This window comes from Serratia sp. LS-1 (assembly GCF_003719595.1).
GTDB lineage: Bacteria > Pseudomonadota > Gammaproteobacteria > Enterobacterales > Enterobacteriaceae > Serratia > Serratia ureilytica.
Map to the genome: position 1 here is coordinate 322,446 of NZ_CP033504.1, position 16,679 is coordinate 339,124.

Annotated in this window: 19 protein-coding genes; 13 read left to right on the forward strand and 6 right to left on the reverse strand. The window is 60.0% G+C overall.

What is annotated here, in order from left to right; all coding sequences use genetic code 11:
* Positions 1–110: 110 nt before the first annotated feature.
* The 5 genes from EDY99_RS01560 (at position 111) to EDY99_RS01580 (ending at position 3,082) form a co-directional block, all read left to right on the forward strand.
* Complete coding sequence (locus EDY99_RS01560; RefSeq protein ID WP_016928920.1) at positions 111–992, forward strand: pirin family protein; 882 nt, start codon at positions 111–113, stop codon at positions 990–992.
* A 116-nt stretch (positions 993–1,108) separates the two neighbouring features.
* Positions 1,109–1,735 carry an isochorismate family cysteine hydrolase YcaC gene (gene ycaC / locus EDY99_RS01565; RefSeq protein WP_004928476.1) on the forward strand — a complete coding sequence of 209 codons (627 nt, stop codon included), beginning with the start codon at positions 1,109–1,111 and terminating at the stop codon, positions 1,733–1,735.
* Positions 1,736–1,886: 151 nt separating this feature from the next.
* Entirely contained in the window at positions 1,887–2,216 is a 330-nt protein-coding gene (locus tag EDY99_RS01570; RefSeq protein WP_123061409.1) for a hypothetical protein, read from the forward strand.
* A gap of 75 nt (positions 2,217–2,291) precedes the next feature.
* Entirely contained in the window at positions 2,292–2,744 is a 453-nt protein-coding gene (locus EDY99_RS01575; protein WP_033642016.1) for a thiol-disulfide oxidoreductase DCC family protein, read from the forward strand.
* Positions 2,745–2,830: 86 nt separating this feature from the next.
* Positions 2,831–3,082, forward strand: coding sequence for a hypothetical protein (locus tag EDY99_RS01580; RefSeq protein ID WP_033642017.1), 252 nt, complete (start codon positions 2,831–2,833; stop codon positions 3,080–3,082).
* On the opposite strand, the gene EDY99_RS01585 is transcribed toward EDY99_RS01580, so the two are convergent.
* From EDY99_RS01585 to EDY99_RS01595, 3 genes are all read right to left on the reverse strand, one after another.
* Complete coding sequence (locus EDY99_RS01585; RefSeq protein WP_123061410.1) at positions 3,073–3,621, reverse strand: GNAT family N-acetyltransferase; 549 nt, start codon at positions 3,619–3,621, stop codon at positions 3,073–3,075. The two genes, EDY99_RS01580 and EDY99_RS01585, sit on opposite strands and share 10 nt — an antisense overlap.
* Positions 3,622–3,716: 95 nt before the next feature.
* The gene (locus tag EDY99_RS01590) at positions 3,717–4,448 is read right to left on the reverse strand and encodes a DUF2076 domain-containing protein (RefSeq protein ID WP_033642019.1); all 732 of its coding nucleotides are present in this window, start codon (positions 4,446–4,448) and stop codon (positions 3,717–3,719) included.
* Positions 4,449–4,555: 107 nt separating this feature from the next.
* Positions 4,556–5,359 (reverse strand): helix-turn-helix transcriptional regulator, encoded by an 804-nt coding sequence (locus EDY99_RS01595; protein ID WP_033642020.1) that lies wholly within the window; start codon positions 5,357–5,359, stop codon positions 4,556–4,558.
* 117 nt (positions 5,360–5,476) lie between these two features.
* Here EDY99_RS01595 and EDY99_RS01600 point away from each other — a divergent pair, with 117 nt between their 5' ends.
* Positions 5,477–6,247: a class I SAM-dependent methyltransferase gene (locus EDY99_RS01600; protein WP_069099942.1), complete on the forward strand. Its 771-nt coding sequence runs from the start codon at positions 5,477–5,479 to the stop codon at positions 6,245–6,247.
* 57 nt (positions 6,248–6,304) lie between these two features.
* Here EDY99_RS01600 and aqpZ read toward each other — a convergent pair whose 3' ends face one another.
* Positions 6,305–7,000 (reverse strand): aquaporin Z, encoded by a 696-nt coding sequence (aqpZ, locus tag EDY99_RS01605; protein WP_033642023.1) that lies wholly within the window; start codon positions 6,998–7,000, stop codon positions 6,305–6,307.
* A gap of 426 nt (positions 7,001–7,426) precedes the next feature.
* On the opposite strand from aqpZ, the gene EDY99_RS01610 reads away from it, so the two are divergent.
* Entirely contained in the window at positions 7,427–8,788 is a 1,362-nt protein-coding gene (locus EDY99_RS01610) for an esterase-like activity of phytase family protein (RefSeq protein ID WP_069099941.1), read from the forward strand.
* A 201-nt stretch (positions 8,789–8,989) separates the two neighbouring features.
* Here the strand turns inward: EDY99_RS01610 and EDY99_RS01620 are convergent, their stop codons facing one another.
* Positions 8,990–10,165, reverse strand: coding sequence for a low temperature requirement protein A (locus EDY99_RS01620; RefSeq protein ID WP_123061411.1), 1,176 nt, complete (start codon positions 10,163–10,165; stop codon positions 8,990–8,992).
* Positions 10,166–10,475: 310 nt separating this feature from the next.
* Between EDY99_RS01620 and EDY99_RS01625 the strand changes: the two genes are divergently transcribed.
* Together EDY99_RS01625 and EDY99_RS01630 are read left to right on the forward strand one after the other, a co-directional pair.
* The gene (locus EDY99_RS01625) at positions 10,476–10,760 is read left to right on the forward strand and encodes a YdgH/BhsA/McbA-like domain containing protein (protein ID WP_033634035.1); all 285 of its coding nucleotides are present in this window, start codon (positions 10,476–10,478) and stop codon (positions 10,758–10,760) included.
* A 240-nt stretch (positions 10,761–11,000) separates the two neighbouring features.
* The gene (locus tag EDY99_RS01630; RefSeq protein ID WP_033642027.1) at positions 11,001–11,558 is read left to right on the forward strand and encodes a class I SAM-dependent methyltransferase; all 558 of its coding nucleotides are present in this window, start codon (positions 11,001–11,003) and stop codon (positions 11,556–11,558) included.
* Here EDY99_RS01630 and EDY99_RS01635 read toward each other — a convergent pair whose 3' ends face one another.
* Positions 11,559–12,020 (reverse strand): GNAT family N-acetyltransferase, encoded by a 462-nt coding sequence (locus EDY99_RS01635; RefSeq protein WP_033642028.1) that lies wholly within the window; start codon positions 12,018–12,020, stop codon positions 11,559–11,561.
* A gap of 216 nt (positions 12,021–12,236) precedes the next feature.
* Here EDY99_RS01635 and EDY99_RS01640 point away from each other — a divergent pair, with 216 nt between their 5' ends.
* The 4 genes from EDY99_RS01640 to aroL all read left to right on the forward strand — a co-directional run bounded on the left by EDY99_RS01640 (position 12,237) and on the right by aroL (position 16,674).
* Positions 12,237–13,352 (forward strand): ABC transporter substrate-binding protein, encoded by a 1,116-nt coding sequence (locus EDY99_RS01640; RefSeq protein WP_046688335.1) that lies wholly within the window; start codon positions 12,237–12,239, stop codon positions 13,350–13,352.
* Positions 13,345–15,468 (forward strand): TonB-dependent siderophore receptor, encoded by a 2,124-nt coding sequence (locus tag EDY99_RS01645; protein WP_123061412.1) that lies wholly within the window; start codon positions 13,345–13,347, stop codon positions 15,466–15,468. The genes EDY99_RS01640 and EDY99_RS01645 overlap by 8 nt, the downstream gene beginning before the upstream one ends.
* A 53-nt stretch (positions 15,469–15,521) precedes the next feature.
* On the forward strand, positions 15,522–16,040 hold the full coding sequence (locus tag EDY99_RS01650) for a GNAT family N-acetyltransferase (protein ID WP_123061413.1): 519 nt from the start codon (positions 15,522–15,524) through the stop codon (positions 16,038–16,040).
* Between the two features lie 109 nt (positions 16,041–16,149).
* On the forward strand, positions 16,150–16,674 hold the full coding sequence (gene aroL, locus EDY99_RS01655) for a shikimate kinase AroL (protein WP_060659886.1): 525 nt from the start codon (positions 16,150–16,152) through the stop codon (positions 16,672–16,674).
* Positions 16,675–16,679 lie beyond the last annotated feature (5 nt).

Sequence of the window (16,679 nt, forward strand, 5' to 3'; positions counted from 1 at the left end):
TCTACCAGTAGAACGATGAGTGTACATCTTGCCTACTACTGCAGCAAACCCCGGCGGATTAAACTTCTGACATCAACTTAAGGCCGTGAGGTCTGAAACGGGAGTTCAAGATGAAAAAAATCCTCGGTATTCACAACAGCCCGGAAGCACATTGGGTCGGTAACGGTTTCCTGGTGAATTCGCTGTTCTCTTATAACGATTTGGGAGCGGAAATGAGCCCGTTCCTGCTGCTGGATCACGCAGCGCCAACCAAATTCCGCTCCGCCTCCGGCACCCGTGGCGTGGGTCAGCACCCGCATCGCGGGTTTGAAACGGTGACCATCGTCTATCAGGGCGAAGTGGAACACCGCGACTCGACCGGCAGCGGCGGGGTGATTGGCCCCGGCGACGTCCAGTGGATGACCGCCGCCTCCGGCATTCTGCACGAAGAGTTCCATTCGCGGGACTTCTCGCGCAAGGGCGGCACCATGGAAATGGTACAGCTGTGGGTCAACCTGCCGGCCAAGGACAAAATGGCCGAGCCGGGCTATCAGACGCTGCTGAACGCCGATATTCCGGTGGTTCCTCTGGCGGACGGCGCAGGGCAGGTGCGGGTGATCGCCGGTGACTTTGGCGGCCACGCCGGCCCGGCGCGCACCTTCAGCCCGCTTAACGTGTGGGACATGAAGCTGAATGCCGGCCATACCACCACACTGACGGTGAAAGAAGGCCATACGCTGGCGCTGGTGATGCTGCACGGCGCGATCCTGGTTAACGGTGAAGACGTGGTGCGCGAAACCCAAATGGTGCGTTTCGACCGGGCGGGGGATTCGATCACCATCGAAGCTAACAACGACGTCGCGCTGTTGGTGCTGAGCGGCGAACCGATCGATGAGCCTATCGTCGGCTACGGCCCGTTCGTCATGAACAGCGACGCGGAAATCCAGCAGGCGTTCCGCGATTTCAACAGCGGCAAGTTCGGCAGCATGAACGCCGAAGCGAGCGCCGGTTGAACCTTGGCGCCTGGGGCGGACAGTGTTCCCCGGCTCAGGCGCTACACTTAAACCTCAACGCCCCGCCCTGCGGCGGGGCGTTTCATCCGCAACATCAACCCCACAGGAGTAAAACCATGACTGCAAATTACAAGCGCCTCGACAAAGACCAGGCCGCCGTATTGCTGGTGGATCATCAGGCAGGGCTGCTTTCGCTGGTGCGTGATATCGATCCCGATCGGTTTAAAAACAACGTGCTGGCGCTGGGTGATTTAGCGAAGTACTTCAACCTGCCGACCATTCTTACCACCAGTTTCGAAAACGGCCCCAACGGCCCGCTGGTGCCGGAACTGAAAGCCCAATTCCCCGATGCCCCCTTCATTCCTCGCCCTGGCCAGATCAACGCCTGGGACAATGACGATTTCGTTAAGGCGGTAAAAGCCACCGGCCGCAAGCAGCTGATCATCGCCGGCGTAGTGACCGAAGTGTGCGTGGCATTCCCGGCGCTGTCGGCGCTCAATGAAGGTTTCGAGGTCTTTGTGGTGACCGACGCCTCCGGCACCTTCAATGAGCTGACGCGTCAGTCGGCCTGGAGCCGCATGGAGGCCGCCGGCGCGCAGCTGATGACCTGGTTCGGCGTCGCCTGCGAGCTGCACCGCGACTGGCGCAACGACATCGAAGGCCTGGGCACGCTGTTCTCCAACCATATCCCGGACTACCGCAATCTGATGACCAGTTACAACACGCTGACGAACGGCAAGTAACGCGACGGCCCTTTACCCAACCTTTTGCCTCTCATCACGTTAAGCGCGTGTAAGCAAAGCGCAGCGGGGCGAAAAGGTAGCGAAAAGCGGCTTTCTCATGGGCCGGGGGCGGGGTAGCGTAATCCCGAACCCGGCAAATGAGGCTAATTCAATGAAACAAGCAATCAAGATCCTGGCGCTGCCCTGCATGGGCATGGCGCTGTTGTTCAGTGCGAGCGCGATGTCTGCCCCCGAGGCGCCTGCGGCCAAAGCGTTGCCGACTGTGGCGGATGAACCGATGCGCATGCCGCCTTTCCCGGGCGGGCACCCGCCCAAGCCGGGGTTCTGCCGCGGCGGTGAGCTGTTCTGCGCCACCTCGGCCAGCGACAATCCGGTGGAAACCATCAACAAACTGACGGCGGTGATCCCGGCGGGCAGCGCCAAACATTACGAAGTGCGCGTCGCGGTGGTGGCGGTGCCTGACGCACCGCCCGGGCCTTAACACGCCCCGTCATCCCGCTCTGGCCTGGGCGCACCAGGCGCGTTAGGCTAAGGCGAGCATTTTTCGGGAGGCGGGATGACCCCTTTATCACAGCTGCCTTATCTGCAGCCCGGCGATCGCGCGTTGTTGTTCGACGGCGAATGCAACCTGTGTCATGGGCTGGTGAGATACCTTGTTCGCGCCGATCGGCAGCGGCGCATTCTGTTGGCGACGGTGCAATCCGTCGAAGGGCAGGCAATCCTGCAGGCGCTGGGATTGCCGACCGACCGTTTCGATTCCGTGGTCTATGTGGAACAGGGGCGCTGTTGGCTGCGTTCGGCGGCGTTGTTTCGGGCGCTGCGCCAAGTGGGATGGCCGTACCGCGCGCTGGCGCTGGCGCGTTGCTTGCCGCCGCGACTGGCGGACAAGATCTACGATGCGGTCGCCGGCAATCGCTACCGGCTGTTTGGCCGCAACGACGGCAGCGGCCTGCCGGGTGCCGACCAGCCCGGGCGCTATCTGCCTCGGCGGCGGGAGCCGCCGGCCTGAGCTTTACGCTTCTTTACCATCCAACCGCTTGAAATATCAGCACTCCAGCTCCATATAATGGGGCATTCAGCCAACAAGGAGCGCGTATGGGAATCAGTGAAGAAGAGCACATCCGCCGTTTGACCCAAGAGAAAAACGACATGGGCAATACGGCGAAATGGGTGGCGATCGTTTCCGCCGTCTACTTTGCCTTGATGGTGTTTTATGGCCATCCAACCGGCGTATTGGCGATGTCGGGCGCGGTATTCATTGTCTCTACCGCCACCTGGTTGAAAAAGCGCCAGAAGGTCAAATCTTACCGCATGGCGTTGGCCAAAATCAGCGACGATCAGCCCTGATAGTCGCAGCGCTTTAGCGTATACACCAGGCTCGGCGCCGCGCCGGGCACGTCATCCAGTGTATCCACCCGCTGCATGCCGATCTTTTCCAGCACTCGCCACGACGCCTGATTCTCCGCACGCACAATGGCGGAAATCTCCTCCAGCGCCAATCCGGCAAAACCGTATTGCAGCGATGCCCGCGCCATCTCGGTGGCCAATCCCATGCCCCAAACGCGAGTATCGAAGCGATAGCCGAGGTTCACGGTGCGCTGCGCCCCGAGCGGTTTCCGGGACAATCCGCCAAAGCCGATAATCCAATCCGGCCGTTCGCGCAGAGCGATCGCCCAGGAACCGTAACCGTGTTGTTGCCACCCGGAAATCCTCTCTTGCAGCGCCGATGCGGCCTGCGCTTCGCTGGTGAGTGGGCCGGCGGGATTGAAACGCTGCGTTTGCGGATCGCCGAAGATGGCGTAGAAACGCGCGAGATCCGCCATCACCGGTGGGCGCATCTGCAGGTGTTCGCTGAAGAAAGGGGTGGAAGGATTAAAGCTTGTCATCGTTTCTCTCTGCTGGATAAATGAACAGTGTTCACTGTAGACCAGAATGGCGAAACGGGAAATCCCCCTCTGCGGGTGAGAGGGGGCGAAGGGAATTACAGGAAGGAGTCGTCGTCGTCGCTGTAATCGTCGTCGGCGTAGTCCGTGTCGTCCTGATAGTTGGCGTTCTGGAAGCCGTTGTCCTGGTTGAGGAAGCTACCGCCATCGCCGTTGTTGAAGGTATCCAGGTTGTTGGAGGCGTCGAAATTGCGCATTGCGCTGTCGTCCAGCGGCGCCGGGGTTTCCTCGATAATATTTACGATTTCCTGTGGTTGTGAATGGCGGAACATGCCGGTCAGCATGTCGGCCAATACTACGCCGCCGGCGACGCCCGCCGCCGTTTGCAAGGCGCCTCCCAGGAAGCCGCCGGCGCGTGAAGGCGCCGCCTGCTGCGGTGGGGCATAGGCCGGTTGCTGCGGCTGCTGCGCGTTGTTCCAGGCCGCCGTATTTTGCTGCTGCGCCTGATACTGTTCGCGCGGGCTTGGCGTACTGCGGCTGCCGCCGCCGAACAAGCCGGCCAGGAAGCCGCCGCTGCTCTGCTGGCCGTTGGCGGTTTGCTGCAGCTGCGCCACCTGGGCCTCCAGCTCTTTGACCCGCTGATCCATCTGCTTGAGCGCCGCTTCCTGAATAATCATCGCCTGCGCCATGTAATAAGGGGCGGAAGGCTGCTCGCGAATATGCTGGTTGATTTGCTGCTCTGCCTGGAGATCCCGTGGGCCCGTCTTGGTCTCGGCTTCTTTCAGGCGGCCAAACAGACCATCGATAAGGCGTTGTTCTTCGGATTGCATAGGAGTACCTCAGGAGATAAATAACGGTGCTGGATGATCACTATCATCGATATCAATTACCCTAGCGCGTTTACATGAACCAATAAATAAATGGCGGGTAAACCTGCCTATGAATTTGTTACCAATTGCGGCAGCGGGATCAGCATCACCAGCTTCAGACCGGCATGCTCCGCCGGATGGAAGGTGAGCTGGCGATAGCGCAGCGCGCCTCGCTGAGGATGCTCGAACGCTCTTTCGCCGCCTTCGCGCGCCATGACGTCATGTTGCTTCCACCAGTGATTAAAGTCCGCGCTGTTGTGCGTCATGTTGCGCACGAAGGCGCGCATCTCTTCGGTATTTTGATGATGGCTGGTCTCGGCGCGAAACTCGGCCACCACGCGGCGCGCGCGCTCTTCCCAATCGCTGACCAGCGTTTTCGCCAACGGGTGGAAGAACATGAAGTGCAGCAGGTTGGGGCTGTTGGCCACATCCAGCCAGCCGCTGAACAGCGCCGCCGCCTGCGGGTTCCAGGCGACGACGTTCCAGCTCACGTCCAGCAGATAGCAGGGCACCGTCATCTGATGCACGCTTTGCAGCACCGCGTCATTGGCGGTTTCGCGGTGCGCTTCCTGCTCGGGGTCGGCGATACGCGCCAGGGTAAACAGGTAGTGGCGTTCGGCCGGGCCGAGCCGCAGCGCTTTGGCGATGCGCGCCAGCGTGAAAGGGGAAATGGACACCTCGCGGCCCTGTTCGATCCAGGTATACCAGGTGGCGCTGATGCCGCTGATTTGCGCCAGCTCTTCGCGGCGCAGGCCGCTGGTGCGGCGGCGCGAAGAGCTGGGCAGGCCGATCATTTCCGGCGTGATGCGTTCGCGGTGCGCGCGCAGAAACGCGCCGAGGGCTTTTGGCCCGGATAAGGCTTCTGATGACATAGCATGGTACCTATTTATACCAGGATAACTGCTCATATTGTACCCGTATAGTAGCCTGATTATAGTAGCCGAAAGCCTTCAGGCACAGGCGCAAGCCGGATAATAACAGGAGCAAACATGAGCAACAGCAACAGCCATAACAATGCGGTAGACCGGCAGTTCGGCGAGCAGGCCAACGCCTATTTAACCAGCGCGGTGCATGCGCAGGGCAAGGATTTGCAACGTCTGGCGCAGTTACTGGCGCCGCACGCCGAAGCGCGCTTGCTCGATCTGGGCTGTGGCGCCGGGCATGCCAGCTTCACCGCGGCGGCCAGCGTAGCGCAGGTGGTGGCCTACGATCTGTCGGCGCAAATGTTGGCGGTGGTGAAGCAGGCGGCGGCGGAAAAAGGCCTGAACAACATTCAGCAGCAGCAGGGCGTGGCGGAGTCTTTGCCGTTTGAGGATGCCAGTTTCGATCTGGTCATCAGCCGCTATTCGGCGCACCACTGGCGCGATGTCGGTCAGGCGCTGCGCGAGGTCAGGCGGGTACTCAAACCGGGCGGCAGCGCGATCTTTATGGACGTGGTCTCGCCGGGGCACCCGCTGCTGGATATCTACCTGCAAACCGTGGAAGTGCTGCGCGACACCTCGCACGTGCGCAACTATGCGCCGGGCGAGTGGCTGACGTTGCTGACCGAGGCCGGGCTGGTGGTACGCGAGGTGACGGCGGATCGATTGACGCTGGAGTTCGGCAGTTGGGTGGCGCGTATGCGCACGCCGGCGCATTTCGTCACCGCGATCCGCGCGCTGCAGCAAAGCGTGTCGCAGGAGGTGGCGGAGCATTTCGCCATCCAGCCGGACGGCTCCTTCACCAGCGATATCATGATGTTTGAAGTGACGAAGGGCTGAAAGCAACGGGGCAGCCGATGAAGGCTGCCCCGTGAAACGCGATCGACTGCGATACGCTTATTTTTTGTCTTCCAGCAGGCAGCGGTAGATCAGGCCGCCGATAATGCCGCCGACCAGCGGCACCAGCCAGAACACCCACAGCTGCTGCAGCGCCCAGGTGCCCTGGAAGATCGCTACGCCGGTGCTGCGCGCCGGGTTGACGGAGGTGTTGGTCACCGGGATGCTGATCAGGTGGATCAGCGTCAGCGTCAGGCCGATAGCCAGCGGGGCAAAGCCTGCCGGCGCGCGCTTGTCGGTCACGCCATGAATAACGATCAGGAAGAAGGCGGTCAGCACCAGCTCAATCACGATTGCGGCTTGCAGAGAGTAACCGCCCGGTGAGTGTTCGCCGTAACCGTTGGAGGCGAAACCGCCTGCCGTGGCGTCGAAACCGGCTTTGCCGCTGGCGATCAAATACAGCACCGACGCTGCGGCGATACCGCCGATCACCTGTGCGATAACGTAAGGGATCACGTCTTTCGCCGCGAAACGGCCGCCGGCGAATAAGCCGACGGTGACCGCCGGGTTAAAATGCCCGCCGGAAATATGGCCGACGGCATAGGCCATCGTCACTACGGTCAGACCGAAAGCGAGCGCGACGCCGAGGAAACCAATACCCAGCTGTGGGAATGCCGCTGCCAATACTGCGCTACCACAACCACCAAACACCAACCAAAATGTGCCAAAAAATTCAGCAAAAAGTCGCTTTGACATAGATTCCATCCTGCGGAATAGACTAACGGGCGTTAGCACTAAAAACTATAGAACAGCTTTTTAAGTTCATGCAGATATTCTATAGAATTTTCTTAATGCACCTTGAATAACGGCGGTATTAAATCCCTGACATTTTATTTTGTCTATGAGAAAAACACCGTTTTTCGGCGTGTTGACGCGCGTTTGCCGATTTTTTTATCTTTGTTATAAGAATTTACCCTAAGCAAAACGACGGGCTATTTCCGGGCGGTTTTTTCCAGCGGTTTTCTCCATTCAATACGCTCAGGTTAATTGCTAATTTCTATTTGCCAGCCAACCTTATTGCCTGATGTGCATTTGACGAATTGCCTATTGTCATCTAAGTGTCATGCTAAATTAATATCGTCTTCTGCCTGACAACGCTTCATTTAACCTCGGGTAAAAAATATGAAAATAAAATCGCTCTCCCTGCTGTTGGCTTCACTGTTTCCGGTATTGGCTCACGCTGCCGACATTGAGGTGGCGCGTTATGTGGTCGGCTTCCCCGGCGGGGAACGCGTCGCCTATCAGGGGGCGTTCGCCAAGCATTTCCCGCAGGGATTGCCGGTAGGGATCGGCTCCGGATTGATGTTCAACAAGAAGCAGGGCGACGATTTGGTGCTGACGACGCTGACCGATCGCGGCCCGAATGCCGATGCCCCGGCGGTAGACAAGCAAGAGGCCAAGATTTTCGCCAATCCGCAATTCACGCCTCTGTTGATGGACATTCGTATCGGCGGCGGCAAGGCCGTAGCCGAGAATGCGCGGCCCTTGCACGACGAAAAAGGGCCGATCGGCGGGCTGCCGTTGCCGGGCGAGCTGATTGGTTCTACAAACGAAGTGGCGTTGAACGACGCGTTGCAGCCGCTGTCCGGCGATCGCCGCGGGTTGGATACCGAAGGGGTGACCGGTGACGGCAACGGCGGCTATTGGCTGTGTGATGAGTACGGCCCGTTTCTGATCCATATCGACGGCAAAGGTAAAATCCTCGCCAAATATGGCCCAACGCCGCAGGCCGGCGAACAAGCGGTGGCGGGCGGTTTGCCGAACATCCTGAAATGGCGTCAGCCCAACCGCGGTTTTGAAGGATTGACCCGGATGCCGGACGGGCGAATTCTGGCGGCGGTGCAGAGCACGCTGGATGTCGATGGCAAAAGCAAAAACAAGGCGCAGTTTACCCGGCTGGTGAGCTTCGATCCGCGCAGTGGCAAAACCGCCATGTACGGCTATCCCATCGATATCGACAGCTATAAAAAAGCCAAAGACGCCAAAATTGGCGATGTCGTGGCGTTGGACAACCAGCGCATCCTGTTGATTGAACAGGGAACCGGTAAAGATAAGTCGATGATCAACAAGATCTATCTGGTGGATCTCGCGCAGGCCAGCGATCTGAGCGCGTTTGACGGCCAGGGTAAAGCGCTGGAGTTCGACGATGCGAAAGATCTGGCTAAACGCGGCGTGAAGCTGGCGCAGAAACGGGAAGTGGCGGATCTGCGTCAGTTGGGCTGGCGCCAGGAGAAAGCGGAAGGGTTGGCGCTGATCGACGATCGCACGCTGGCGGTGATCAATGACAACGATTTCGGCTTGCAGGCCACGCTGGTGGATGCGTCGCCAAAGAGCAAGAAAATCGGCGACTATCAGCTGGAGAAAGGAGGGCGGTTGAGCCTCGACGGTGACAAAACCGACGCCCACATCGAATTGCGCCCTCTGGAGCAGCCGGAATCGCTGAGTGAGCTCTGGGTGCTCACCTTGCCGCAATCCTTGAAGTGACCGATATCGGGGGCGATTGCGCCCCCGTCAGACCGTTGACAAAGGAGGAAAAAACGTGGTTTTTCCTCCTTTGTGGCCATCAGTCGAAAATCAATAAATTGATTTTCCTTGTTTTTTTATCCGCTGCTCTCTACAAACCCGGTAATGGCATGAGGTTTGTCATCAATCTCACATTGGGGGGCGATTGCGCCCCCGTTTGATTCAGGCTTGTGCGTGCCGCTGCGGCGCTTTGCCGCGCGAGATGCTCTCCCACGCCGCCACCACCACCATGATCAGCGTCGTCAGGCCATTGACCATCAGCAGGTCGGTTAAATAGGCGATCGGGGCCAATACCCCCAGCGCCAGCAGCCCGACCAGATGCGACAGCGGGAAGCGGCGATACACCAGCCGTTTGTACAGCGCGTTGGCGAACAGGTAAATCGCCGGGCCGAGCAGCAGCACCGCCGCCGTGGCGTGTTGGATGCGGCCGTCGGGATGGGCGATCACCAGCTCGTTGGCCACGGCGCAGACGATGATCGCCCCCACCAGCGCGACGTGCACATAATGGAAATAAGCGCCCAGCTGGCCGGGATTTTCCGCCTGGCTGATGGCGTGGCTGCCGGCTTTGCTGCTGGTGTCGAAGTAAACCCACCACATCGCCAGGCTGCCGAGAAAGGCCACCAGCGAAGCGATGAGCACCGGCAGGCTCCAGCTTTCCATTTCGCTCAGGGTGGCGCCGGTGATCAGAATGGTTTCCCCCAGCGCCACGATCACGAACAGCTGGCAGCGCTCCGCCAGATGGTGGCCTTCGATGGTCCATTCGCTGCTGCTGTCCGAGCGCCCCAGCACCGGCAGGTGAAAACCGAACATCGGCGAGACGTACTCGCACAAGACGGCGATCGCCCACAGCGCCAGGCGAGCATGGCCTTCCGCCAGCCCGCCGGCGATCCAGAAGACGGCGGAGATGCACAGCCAGCCGAGAATGCGGCGAAAGTTATGTTTTAACGGATGATCGGGCGCCAGCAGGCGCAATACCGTGGCGGAGCGCCCGACCTGAATGGCGACGTAGAACAGGGCGAAGATCAGACCGCGTTCGCCAAACGCCTGCGGCAACGCGGCGGCGGCGAACAGCCCCAGCAGCATGATCGCGAACAGCAACAGGCGGATCTGGCGGGTATCCGGATTGAACCAGTTGGTGACCCAGGCGGTGTATTGCCAGGCCAGCCAGACGGCAAACCACAGCAGCAGGGTTTCCAGCGCGCCGGTCAGCGTCAGGTGATGCAACAGATAGTGGGAAAGTTGGGTCACGGCGAAAACGTAGATCAGATCGAACAGCAGCTCGGAAAATGAGACCGATGCGCCCTGACCGTCACGCACGCGCAGCAGGTTTTGCGACATAAGCGTTCTTCCTTAAAAGGGTAAGCCACAAAATTCAGCGTAGCTCAGCGCGCTCCGGCGGGTAAAAAATCTTAAATAGACGCGGCGCGCATTCTTTATCACGCGCCGTCTTTAATTGTTCATCAAATAGGGGTAAGGTGAAGCCTATAAAGTCATTCTCGCCTGAAAATACACACCCGCTCTCACTTCCTCCTTATTCTCCTCACAATGATTGATGTTCTTTACGTTGCATGACGTCCGTTTTCATTGGCTAGCGGATAATTAACATCACTGACAACGAGCGAATAAACAAGAACACCTGGAGTCAATCATGAAACTTATCCCAAGCATCGCAGCCGTATTGATCGCCGCCGCTTCATTTTCCACTTTCGCCGCGCCGCTGTCGTCGGTAAAACAGGTCAACAGCGAGCAGGCCGCCAATCTGCAAAGCCTCGGCGTCGTGTCGGTTTCCGGCGTTAGCGGCTCACCGCATGACGCCATCACCGCCCTGAAAGAAAAAGCCGCGGCGGACGGCGCCAGTCATTATCGCATTATCGGTCTGGACACCCCCGGGGACTCCAGCAACTGGCGCGGCAATGCGGAAATTTATCGCTAAGCGTTAGCTTTTTACCCTCTGGCCGCGGCAACGCGGCCAAAAAAATAAACGGTCGCAATAATTATCTGAACGGTCGGCGCATAAACCGCTTATTCTCAGATCATTATTGCGACCGTTTTTCTTTGCGCGCCGCTGATGAGGTTGCATTTTATTACAACTGTGTCCGCCGCTTTCGGAATCATGTTAATGATTACTTAAGAAATTCGGCTCACATTGAGGGCTTAACCCAAGGAGGCCTCAATGTTAAATGCGACCCGACTGCAACTGATGAATCACTTCGCTTACCTGCAGCAATTTATGGCTTCACCGCGCACCGTCGGTACGCTGGCGCCTTCTTCCCCGTGGCTGTGTCAGGCGATGCTGAATCAGGTTGAATGGACCCGGGCGCTGTCGATCGCGGAACTGGGCGCGGCGGACGGCGTGCTGACCAAACGCATTCTGGGGCGGATGCGCGCCGATGCGGCGCTGGAGGCCTTCGAGATCCAACCCCATTTCGTGCATCGGCTGCGCGGGATTGACGATCGGCGGCTGCAGGTGATGGGCCATTCGGCGACCCGGATGGCCACGGATTACGACGTGGTGTTTTCCTGCCTGCCGCTGCTGTCGATCCCGGTCAGGATCAGCGTGCGCATTCTTCAGCAGGCCCGGCAGCGGCTGCTGGCGCGCAACGGCACGCTGGTGCTGTTCCAATACAGCCACCTGTCGGAAAAATTGCTGTCGCGCTATTTTCACTGGAAGCGCCTGCGGGTGGTGCGCAACTTCCCGCCGGCGCTGGTGTATGTCTGTACGCCGCGTTAGCTACAGTTTTTTCTCCATCACCACCACCTCTTCGTCATGCTGCCGCCGGCGCTCCAGAGGTTGCCAACCCCAGCCGGCGTACAGCGCTTCCGATTTGTCGGTAATGAGATGCAGAACCGAGTGATGGCGCTGCCGCGCCGCCTCGACGATGGCCATTTCAAGACGGCGGGCGATGCCCTTGCGGCGGTGATCGGGATGCACGAAGACGCCGGCCAGCCACGGGGTGAGATCCTGGCGCTGATGGTCGTCGCTGGGCCATAGGCTGGCCATGCCCACCGGACGATCGCCGTCGATCATCATCAGCGTCAGGTGGTCGTCGCCCGGTCGGCTGCATTGGGCGAAACGCAGCTGGGTGCGCTCCAGCGAGCCGCCGCGCTGTGAACCCCACTGGCCGAATGCCCAGGCGGCGCACACATCGGCAAACTGCGGGCAATCCGACAGCGGAATGATGCGTTGAGTCATGGAGGTCTCCCGGTTTTTAGCTGTTTCCCCGTTCTATTTAACCGATTTCCCCGCCATTTTTTTAACTTTTTAAAGCCGTTATTTTAGCGGTTTCGCCGTGTTTGCCGCACGCCCGGCGCCGTTTCCCGGATTTCTTTTGGCAATGGCGGCGCGGGATTGCAAGTGCTAATGAGAGTGATTATCATGCGCACATTATTTCCCCCTTTCGGCTCAATCATGCGCAATTTCCTCATTTTACTGCTGCTTTCTCTGTGGTTCGGCGTGTTCTCCGCCCAGGCGAAGACGGTGACCGATATCACCGGCCGTCAGGTTGTGGTGCCGGACAATCCGCAGCGCATCGTGGTGGGGGAGAGCCGCATGTTGTATACGCTGGCGCTGCTGGAGCCGGGCAACCCGGCGCAGCGCATCGTCGGCTGGCCGGCGGATCTGGCGCGTTTCGATGCGCAAAGCTGGCAGCTTTATACGCAGCAGTTTCCGCAGATAGCCCAGATCCCCGTCATCAGCGGCAATAACTTTCGCCAGGTCAATGTCGAAAGCCTGCTGCAGCTGAAACCGGATCTGGTGATCCTGGCGCGCTATGCGCGTGAAGACGGCGACAACGATCGGTTGGTTTCTGCGTTGAACAAGGCCGGCGTGGCGGTGATCTACGTCGATCTGCGCATCGATCTGCTGAACAACACCGTGCCGAGCGTGCGGCTGCTGGGCGACGTGCTCAATCGCCGGCAGCGCGCCGAGCAGTTCATCCAGTTTTATCAGCAGCACATGGCGGTGATTCAGCAACGCCTGGCGGGCTATCAGGGGCCGAAGCCCAAAGTGATGCTGCACCTGCATCTGGGGCGGCGCGACACCTGCTGCACCACCGCCGCGCATGGCAACCTTGGCGATCTGCTGACCTTCGCCGGCGGCGACAACATCGCCAACGCCAGCGTCAAAGGGGTGTATGGCGAGCTGAACCCGGAAACCATTCTGAGCGCCAATCCCGACGTGTACCTCGCCACCGGCATGGCCGGGCCGCAGGGCAAACGGCTGTCCGATCTGCGCCTCGGGCCGCAGGTCAGCCGCCAAGAGGCCGCCGACAGCTTCCGCCGGCTGATCGCCAAACAGCCGATGCTGACCAACCTGCAGGCGGTGAAAAACCACCGCGCCTGGAGCGTCTGGCACAACTTTTACCTCAGCCCGTACCACGTGGTGCTGGTCGAGGTGTTCGCCAAAGCGTTTTACCCGGATCTGTTCGCCGACATCAACCCGCAGCAGACCTTCCAACAGCTTTATCAGCAGTTTTTGCCGTTACCTTTTTCAGGGACCTATTGGAGTCAGTTAGATAATGAATAACAACAAACGCGGTTGGTGGTGCGCATTGCCGTTGGCGGCCTGCGCGACATCGCCGACGTGGGCGGCGGAAAAAACCGCGTCGCAGGAAGAAAGCCTGGTGGTGATCGGCCGCAAAGACGTCGACGGCGTGCAGAGCTATCAGCCGTTGACCAGCGTCACCGGCACCCGCAGCGAAACCAATCTGCTGAACGTGCCGCAGGCGATCGACGTGGTGCCGCAGCAGGTGATTGCCGATCAGGCGGTCAGCAGCCTGGATGAAGCGCTGTACAACGTCAGCGGCATTACCCAGGCCAACACGCTGGGCGGCACCCAGGACGCGGTCATGAAACGCGGTTTCGGCGACAACCGCGACGGCTCCATTCTGCGCGACGGCGTGCGCTCGGTGCAGGCGCGCAACTTCACGCCGACCACCGAGCGGGTAGAGGTGCTCAAGGGGCCGGCTTCGATGCTGTACGGCATGGGGGAACCGGGCGGCATGATCAACATGATCACCAAAAAACCCCAGCTGCAGCAACATACCCACGTGGAAGGCTGGGGCAGCAGCTTCAACGGCGGCGGCGGTCAGCTCGACGTTACCGGGCCGCTCGGCACGTCGGGCTTCGCCTATCGCATGATCGTCGATCACGATGAAACCGACTACTGGCGCAATTTCGGCCGCAACCGCCAGACGGTGATCGCGCCCTCGTTGATGTGGTACGGCGAGAACACCACCGTGCGGCTGGCCTATGAACATATGGAATATCGGGTGCCGTTCGATCGCGGCACCATTATCGATTCGCGCACCGGCAAACCGGTGAATACGCCGCGCGATCGCCGTTTCGACGAAGCCTATAACGCCACCCGCGGCGATCAGGACAGCATTACCCTGCAGATCGATCAAACGCTCAACGAGCGCTGGAAAAGCTCGCTGACCTACGCCTACAGCCGCAACAGCTACAGCGACAACCAGGCGCGCGCCACGGCGCTGAATCCGGTGACTGGCGTGTTGACTCGCCAGGCCGACTCGACCGCCCATGCCGTCAGCCACGCCAACGCGGTGCAGTTGACGCTCAATGGCGACGTGGACTGGGGGCGTATCAACCACCAGATGCTGTTCGGCTTCGATTTTGAAGATAACCGCACCTACCGCGGCGACATGATCCGCGGCAAAAAGAACAGCGATTTCAATATCTATCATCCGGTATACGGCCTGATGCCGCCCTCGACCGCGGTCAGCGCCAAAGACAGCGATCAGCGGGAAAATCTCACCAGCTACGGCTGGTTTATGCAGGATTCCATCCAACTGACCGATAAATGGCTGGTGATGGGTGGGCTGCGCTACGACGCTTTCGACGTCTATGCCGGCAAGGGGCGGCCGTTCCAGACCAATACCGACAGCTCGGACGGCAAGCTGGTGCCGCGCGCCGGGGTGGTGTACAAGCTGACGCCTTACGTGTCGCTGTACAGCAGCTATACCGAGTCGTTCAAGCCTAACTCCTCCATCGCCACCCAAATTGGTTCGCTGCCGCCGGAGCAGGGCAAGTCGTGGGAAGTCGGCGGCAAGCTGGCGCTGCCGAACGGCGTCACCGGCACGCTGGCGCTGTTCGACATCACCAAGCGCAACGTGATGGTCAATGAGCTGGTGGAGGGCGAAACCGTGACGCGCACCGCCGGGCGCGTGCGTTCGCAGGGCGTGGAGCTGGACGTGGCCGGTAACCTCACCGACTCGCTGAGCCTGATCGGTTCCTATGCGTATACTGACGCGCGCGTGGTGGACGATCCGGACAACAAGGGCAAAGAGATGACCAACGTGGCGCGCCATACCGCCTCGCTGTTCCTGACCCAGAACCTGGGCAGCCCCGGCCTGTACAGCGGCGATGAGGTGCGTATCGGCGCCGGCGCGCGCTACGTGGGCCGCCGTCCGGGCGACGCCGCCAACAGCTTCAATCTGGATAATTACACCGTTGCCGATGCGTTCGCCGCTTACACTATGCCGATCAACGGCTATCGGGTGAAATGGCAGCTGAACGTGAAGAACCTGTTCGATAAAACCTATTACCCGTCCAGCGGCGGCAATTTGCGCGTGGCGGTGGGGGAACCGCGTGAGGTGGTGCTGCGCGGCAGTATCGATTTCTGAGCCGCGGGCGGTGAAATTTGCTTAAATAACCGCCCCAACGTTAAGGAGAACCCATGAGCCTGCAAATTCGTTTGGCGCAGCAGCGGGATATCGCGCATCTGATGGCGGTTGAACGCTCGGCGGCGCAGCTGTTTCGCCAGCAGCCGGCGTGGCGCTTTATCGCCGAAGGCGAGGTGATGAGCCCGCAACAGCACGCCGCGTTTATCGCCGAACGCCGTGAATGGCTGGCCGAAAGCGACAACGGCGAGTGCGCCGGTTTTATCGCCGTGCAGGCTCAGGGAAAAGACTGGCATATCGCCGAATTGTCGGTCGCCGGTGCCTGGCAACGGCAGGGCGTCGGCCGCCGCCTGATCGGGGCGGTGGCGGAAGAAGCCAAACGCCAGGGCGCCGCTCGCCTGACGCTCACCACCTTCGTTGACGTGCCGTGGAATGCGCCTTATTACCGGCGGCTGGGGTTCCGGCCGCTCGACGACGCGCGGCTCACGGCCGCCTTGCGGCGGCATCTGGATGAGGATCTGGCGCACGGCTTTGCCGCTGGCAGTCGCTGTGCCATGGAATTTACACTATCGTAAATATTGAAATACAGAGCGGGCGGGGTATGATGCTGCCACCACGCCATCGCACCCGCTCGGTATTTTGGTATGCAATGCACTCAAGTCACCGCATAAGGGACAACCCGTAATGACACAAACCCTGTTCATGATAGGCGCTCGCGGAGCCGGCAAGACCACGGTAGGCAGCGCATTGGCGCTGGCGTTGGGCTATCAGTTCGTCGATACCGATCTGTTTATGCAGCAGGCGGCGCAGATGAGCGTGGCGGAAATGGTCGAGCGCGAGGGCTGGCTGGGGTTTCGTCGCCGCGAGACCATCGCGTTGCAAACCGTGACCAAACCGTCAACTATAGTTGCCACCGGCGGCGGGGCGATCCTGGCGGAGGAAAACCGCCAGTTTATGCGCCAGCATGGCACCGTTATCTACCTGCGCGCGCCGGCCAGCGTGTTGGCGCAGCGGTTGGAAGAGTACCCGGAAGATGCGCAGCGCCCGACGCTCACCGGCAGGCCGATCGCCGAAGAGATGCTCGAGGTGCTGGCCGCGCGTGAAGCGCTGTATCAGGATGCCGCGCATTACGTGATGGACGGCGCCGCCGATCCTCAGCAGGTGGTGGAACAAATCCTCGCGGTGCTGCCGCGCGAGACGGTGAAATAACCTTT

Coding starts and splice junctions, on each gene's coding strand:
- aqpZ (WP_033642023.1), bottom strand. CDS start 7,000: ATGTCAAAGCGACTTTTTGCTGAATTTTTTGGCACATTTTGGTTGGTG.
- EDY99_RS01640 (WP_046688335.1), top strand. CDS start 12,237: ATGCGCAATTTCCTCATTTTACTGCTGCTTTCTCTGTGGTTCGGCGTG.
- aroL (WP_060659886.1), top strand. CDS start 16,150: ATGACACAAACCCTGTTCATGATAGGCGCTCGCGGAGCCGGCAAGACC.
- EDY99_RS01625 (WP_033634035.1), top strand. CDS start 10,476: ATGAAACTTATCCCAAGCATCGCAGCCGTATTGATCGCCGCCGCTTCA.
- EDY99_RS01595 (WP_033642020.1), bottom strand. CDS start 5,359: ATGTCATCAGAAGCCTTATCCGGGCCAAAAGCCCTCGGCGCGTTTCTG.
- EDY99_RS01630 (WP_033642027.1), top strand. CDS start 11,001: ATGTTAAATGCGACCCGACTGCAACTGATGAATCACTTCGCTTACCTG.
- EDY99_RS01600 (WP_069099942.1), top strand. CDS start 5,477: ATGAGCAACAGCAACAGCCATAACAATGCGGTAGACCGGCAGTTCGGC.
- EDY99_RS01560 (WP_016928920.1), top strand. CDS start 111: ATGAAAAAAATCCTCGGTATTCACAACAGCCCGGAAGCACATTGGGTC.
- EDY99_RS01620 (WP_123061411.1), bottom strand. CDS start 10,165: ATGTCGCAAAACCTGCTGCGCGTGCGTGACGGTCAGGGCGCATCGGTC.
- EDY99_RS01585 (WP_123061410.1), bottom strand. CDS start 3,621: ATGACAAGCTTTAATCCTTCCACCCCTTTCTTCAGCGAACACCTGCAG.
- EDY99_RS01610 (WP_069099941.1), top strand. CDS start 7,427: ATGAAAATAAAATCGCTCTCCCTGCTGTTGGCTTCACTGTTTCCGGTA.
- EDY99_RS01570 (WP_123061409.1), top strand. CDS start 1,887: ATGAAACAAGCAATCAAGATCCTGGCGCTGCCCTGCATGGGCATGGCG.
- EDY99_RS01590 (WP_033642019.1), bottom strand. CDS start 4,448: ATGCAATCCGAAGAACAACGCCTTATCGATGGTCTGTTTGGCCGCCTG.
- EDY99_RS01635 (WP_033642028.1), bottom strand. CDS start 12,020: ATGACTCAACGCATCATTCCGCTGTCGGATTGCCCGCAGTTTGCCGAT.
- ycaC (WP_004928476.1), top strand. CDS start 1,109: ATGACTGCAAATTACAAGCGCCTCGACAAAGACCAGGCCGCCGTATTG.
- EDY99_RS01575 (WP_033642016.1), top strand. CDS start 2,292: ATGACCCCTTTATCACAGCTGCCTTATCTGCAGCCCGGCGATCGCGCG.
- EDY99_RS01580 (WP_033642017.1), top strand. CDS start 2,831: ATGGGAATCAGTGAAGAAGAGCACATCCGCCGTTTGACCCAAGAGAAA.
- EDY99_RS01650 (WP_123061413.1), top strand. CDS start 15,522: ATGAGCCTGCAAATTCGTTTGGCGCAGCAGCGGGATATCGCGCATCTG.
- EDY99_RS01645 (WP_123061412.1), top strand. CDS start 13,345: ATGAATAACAACAAACGCGGTTGGTGGTGCGCATTGCCGTTGGCGGCC.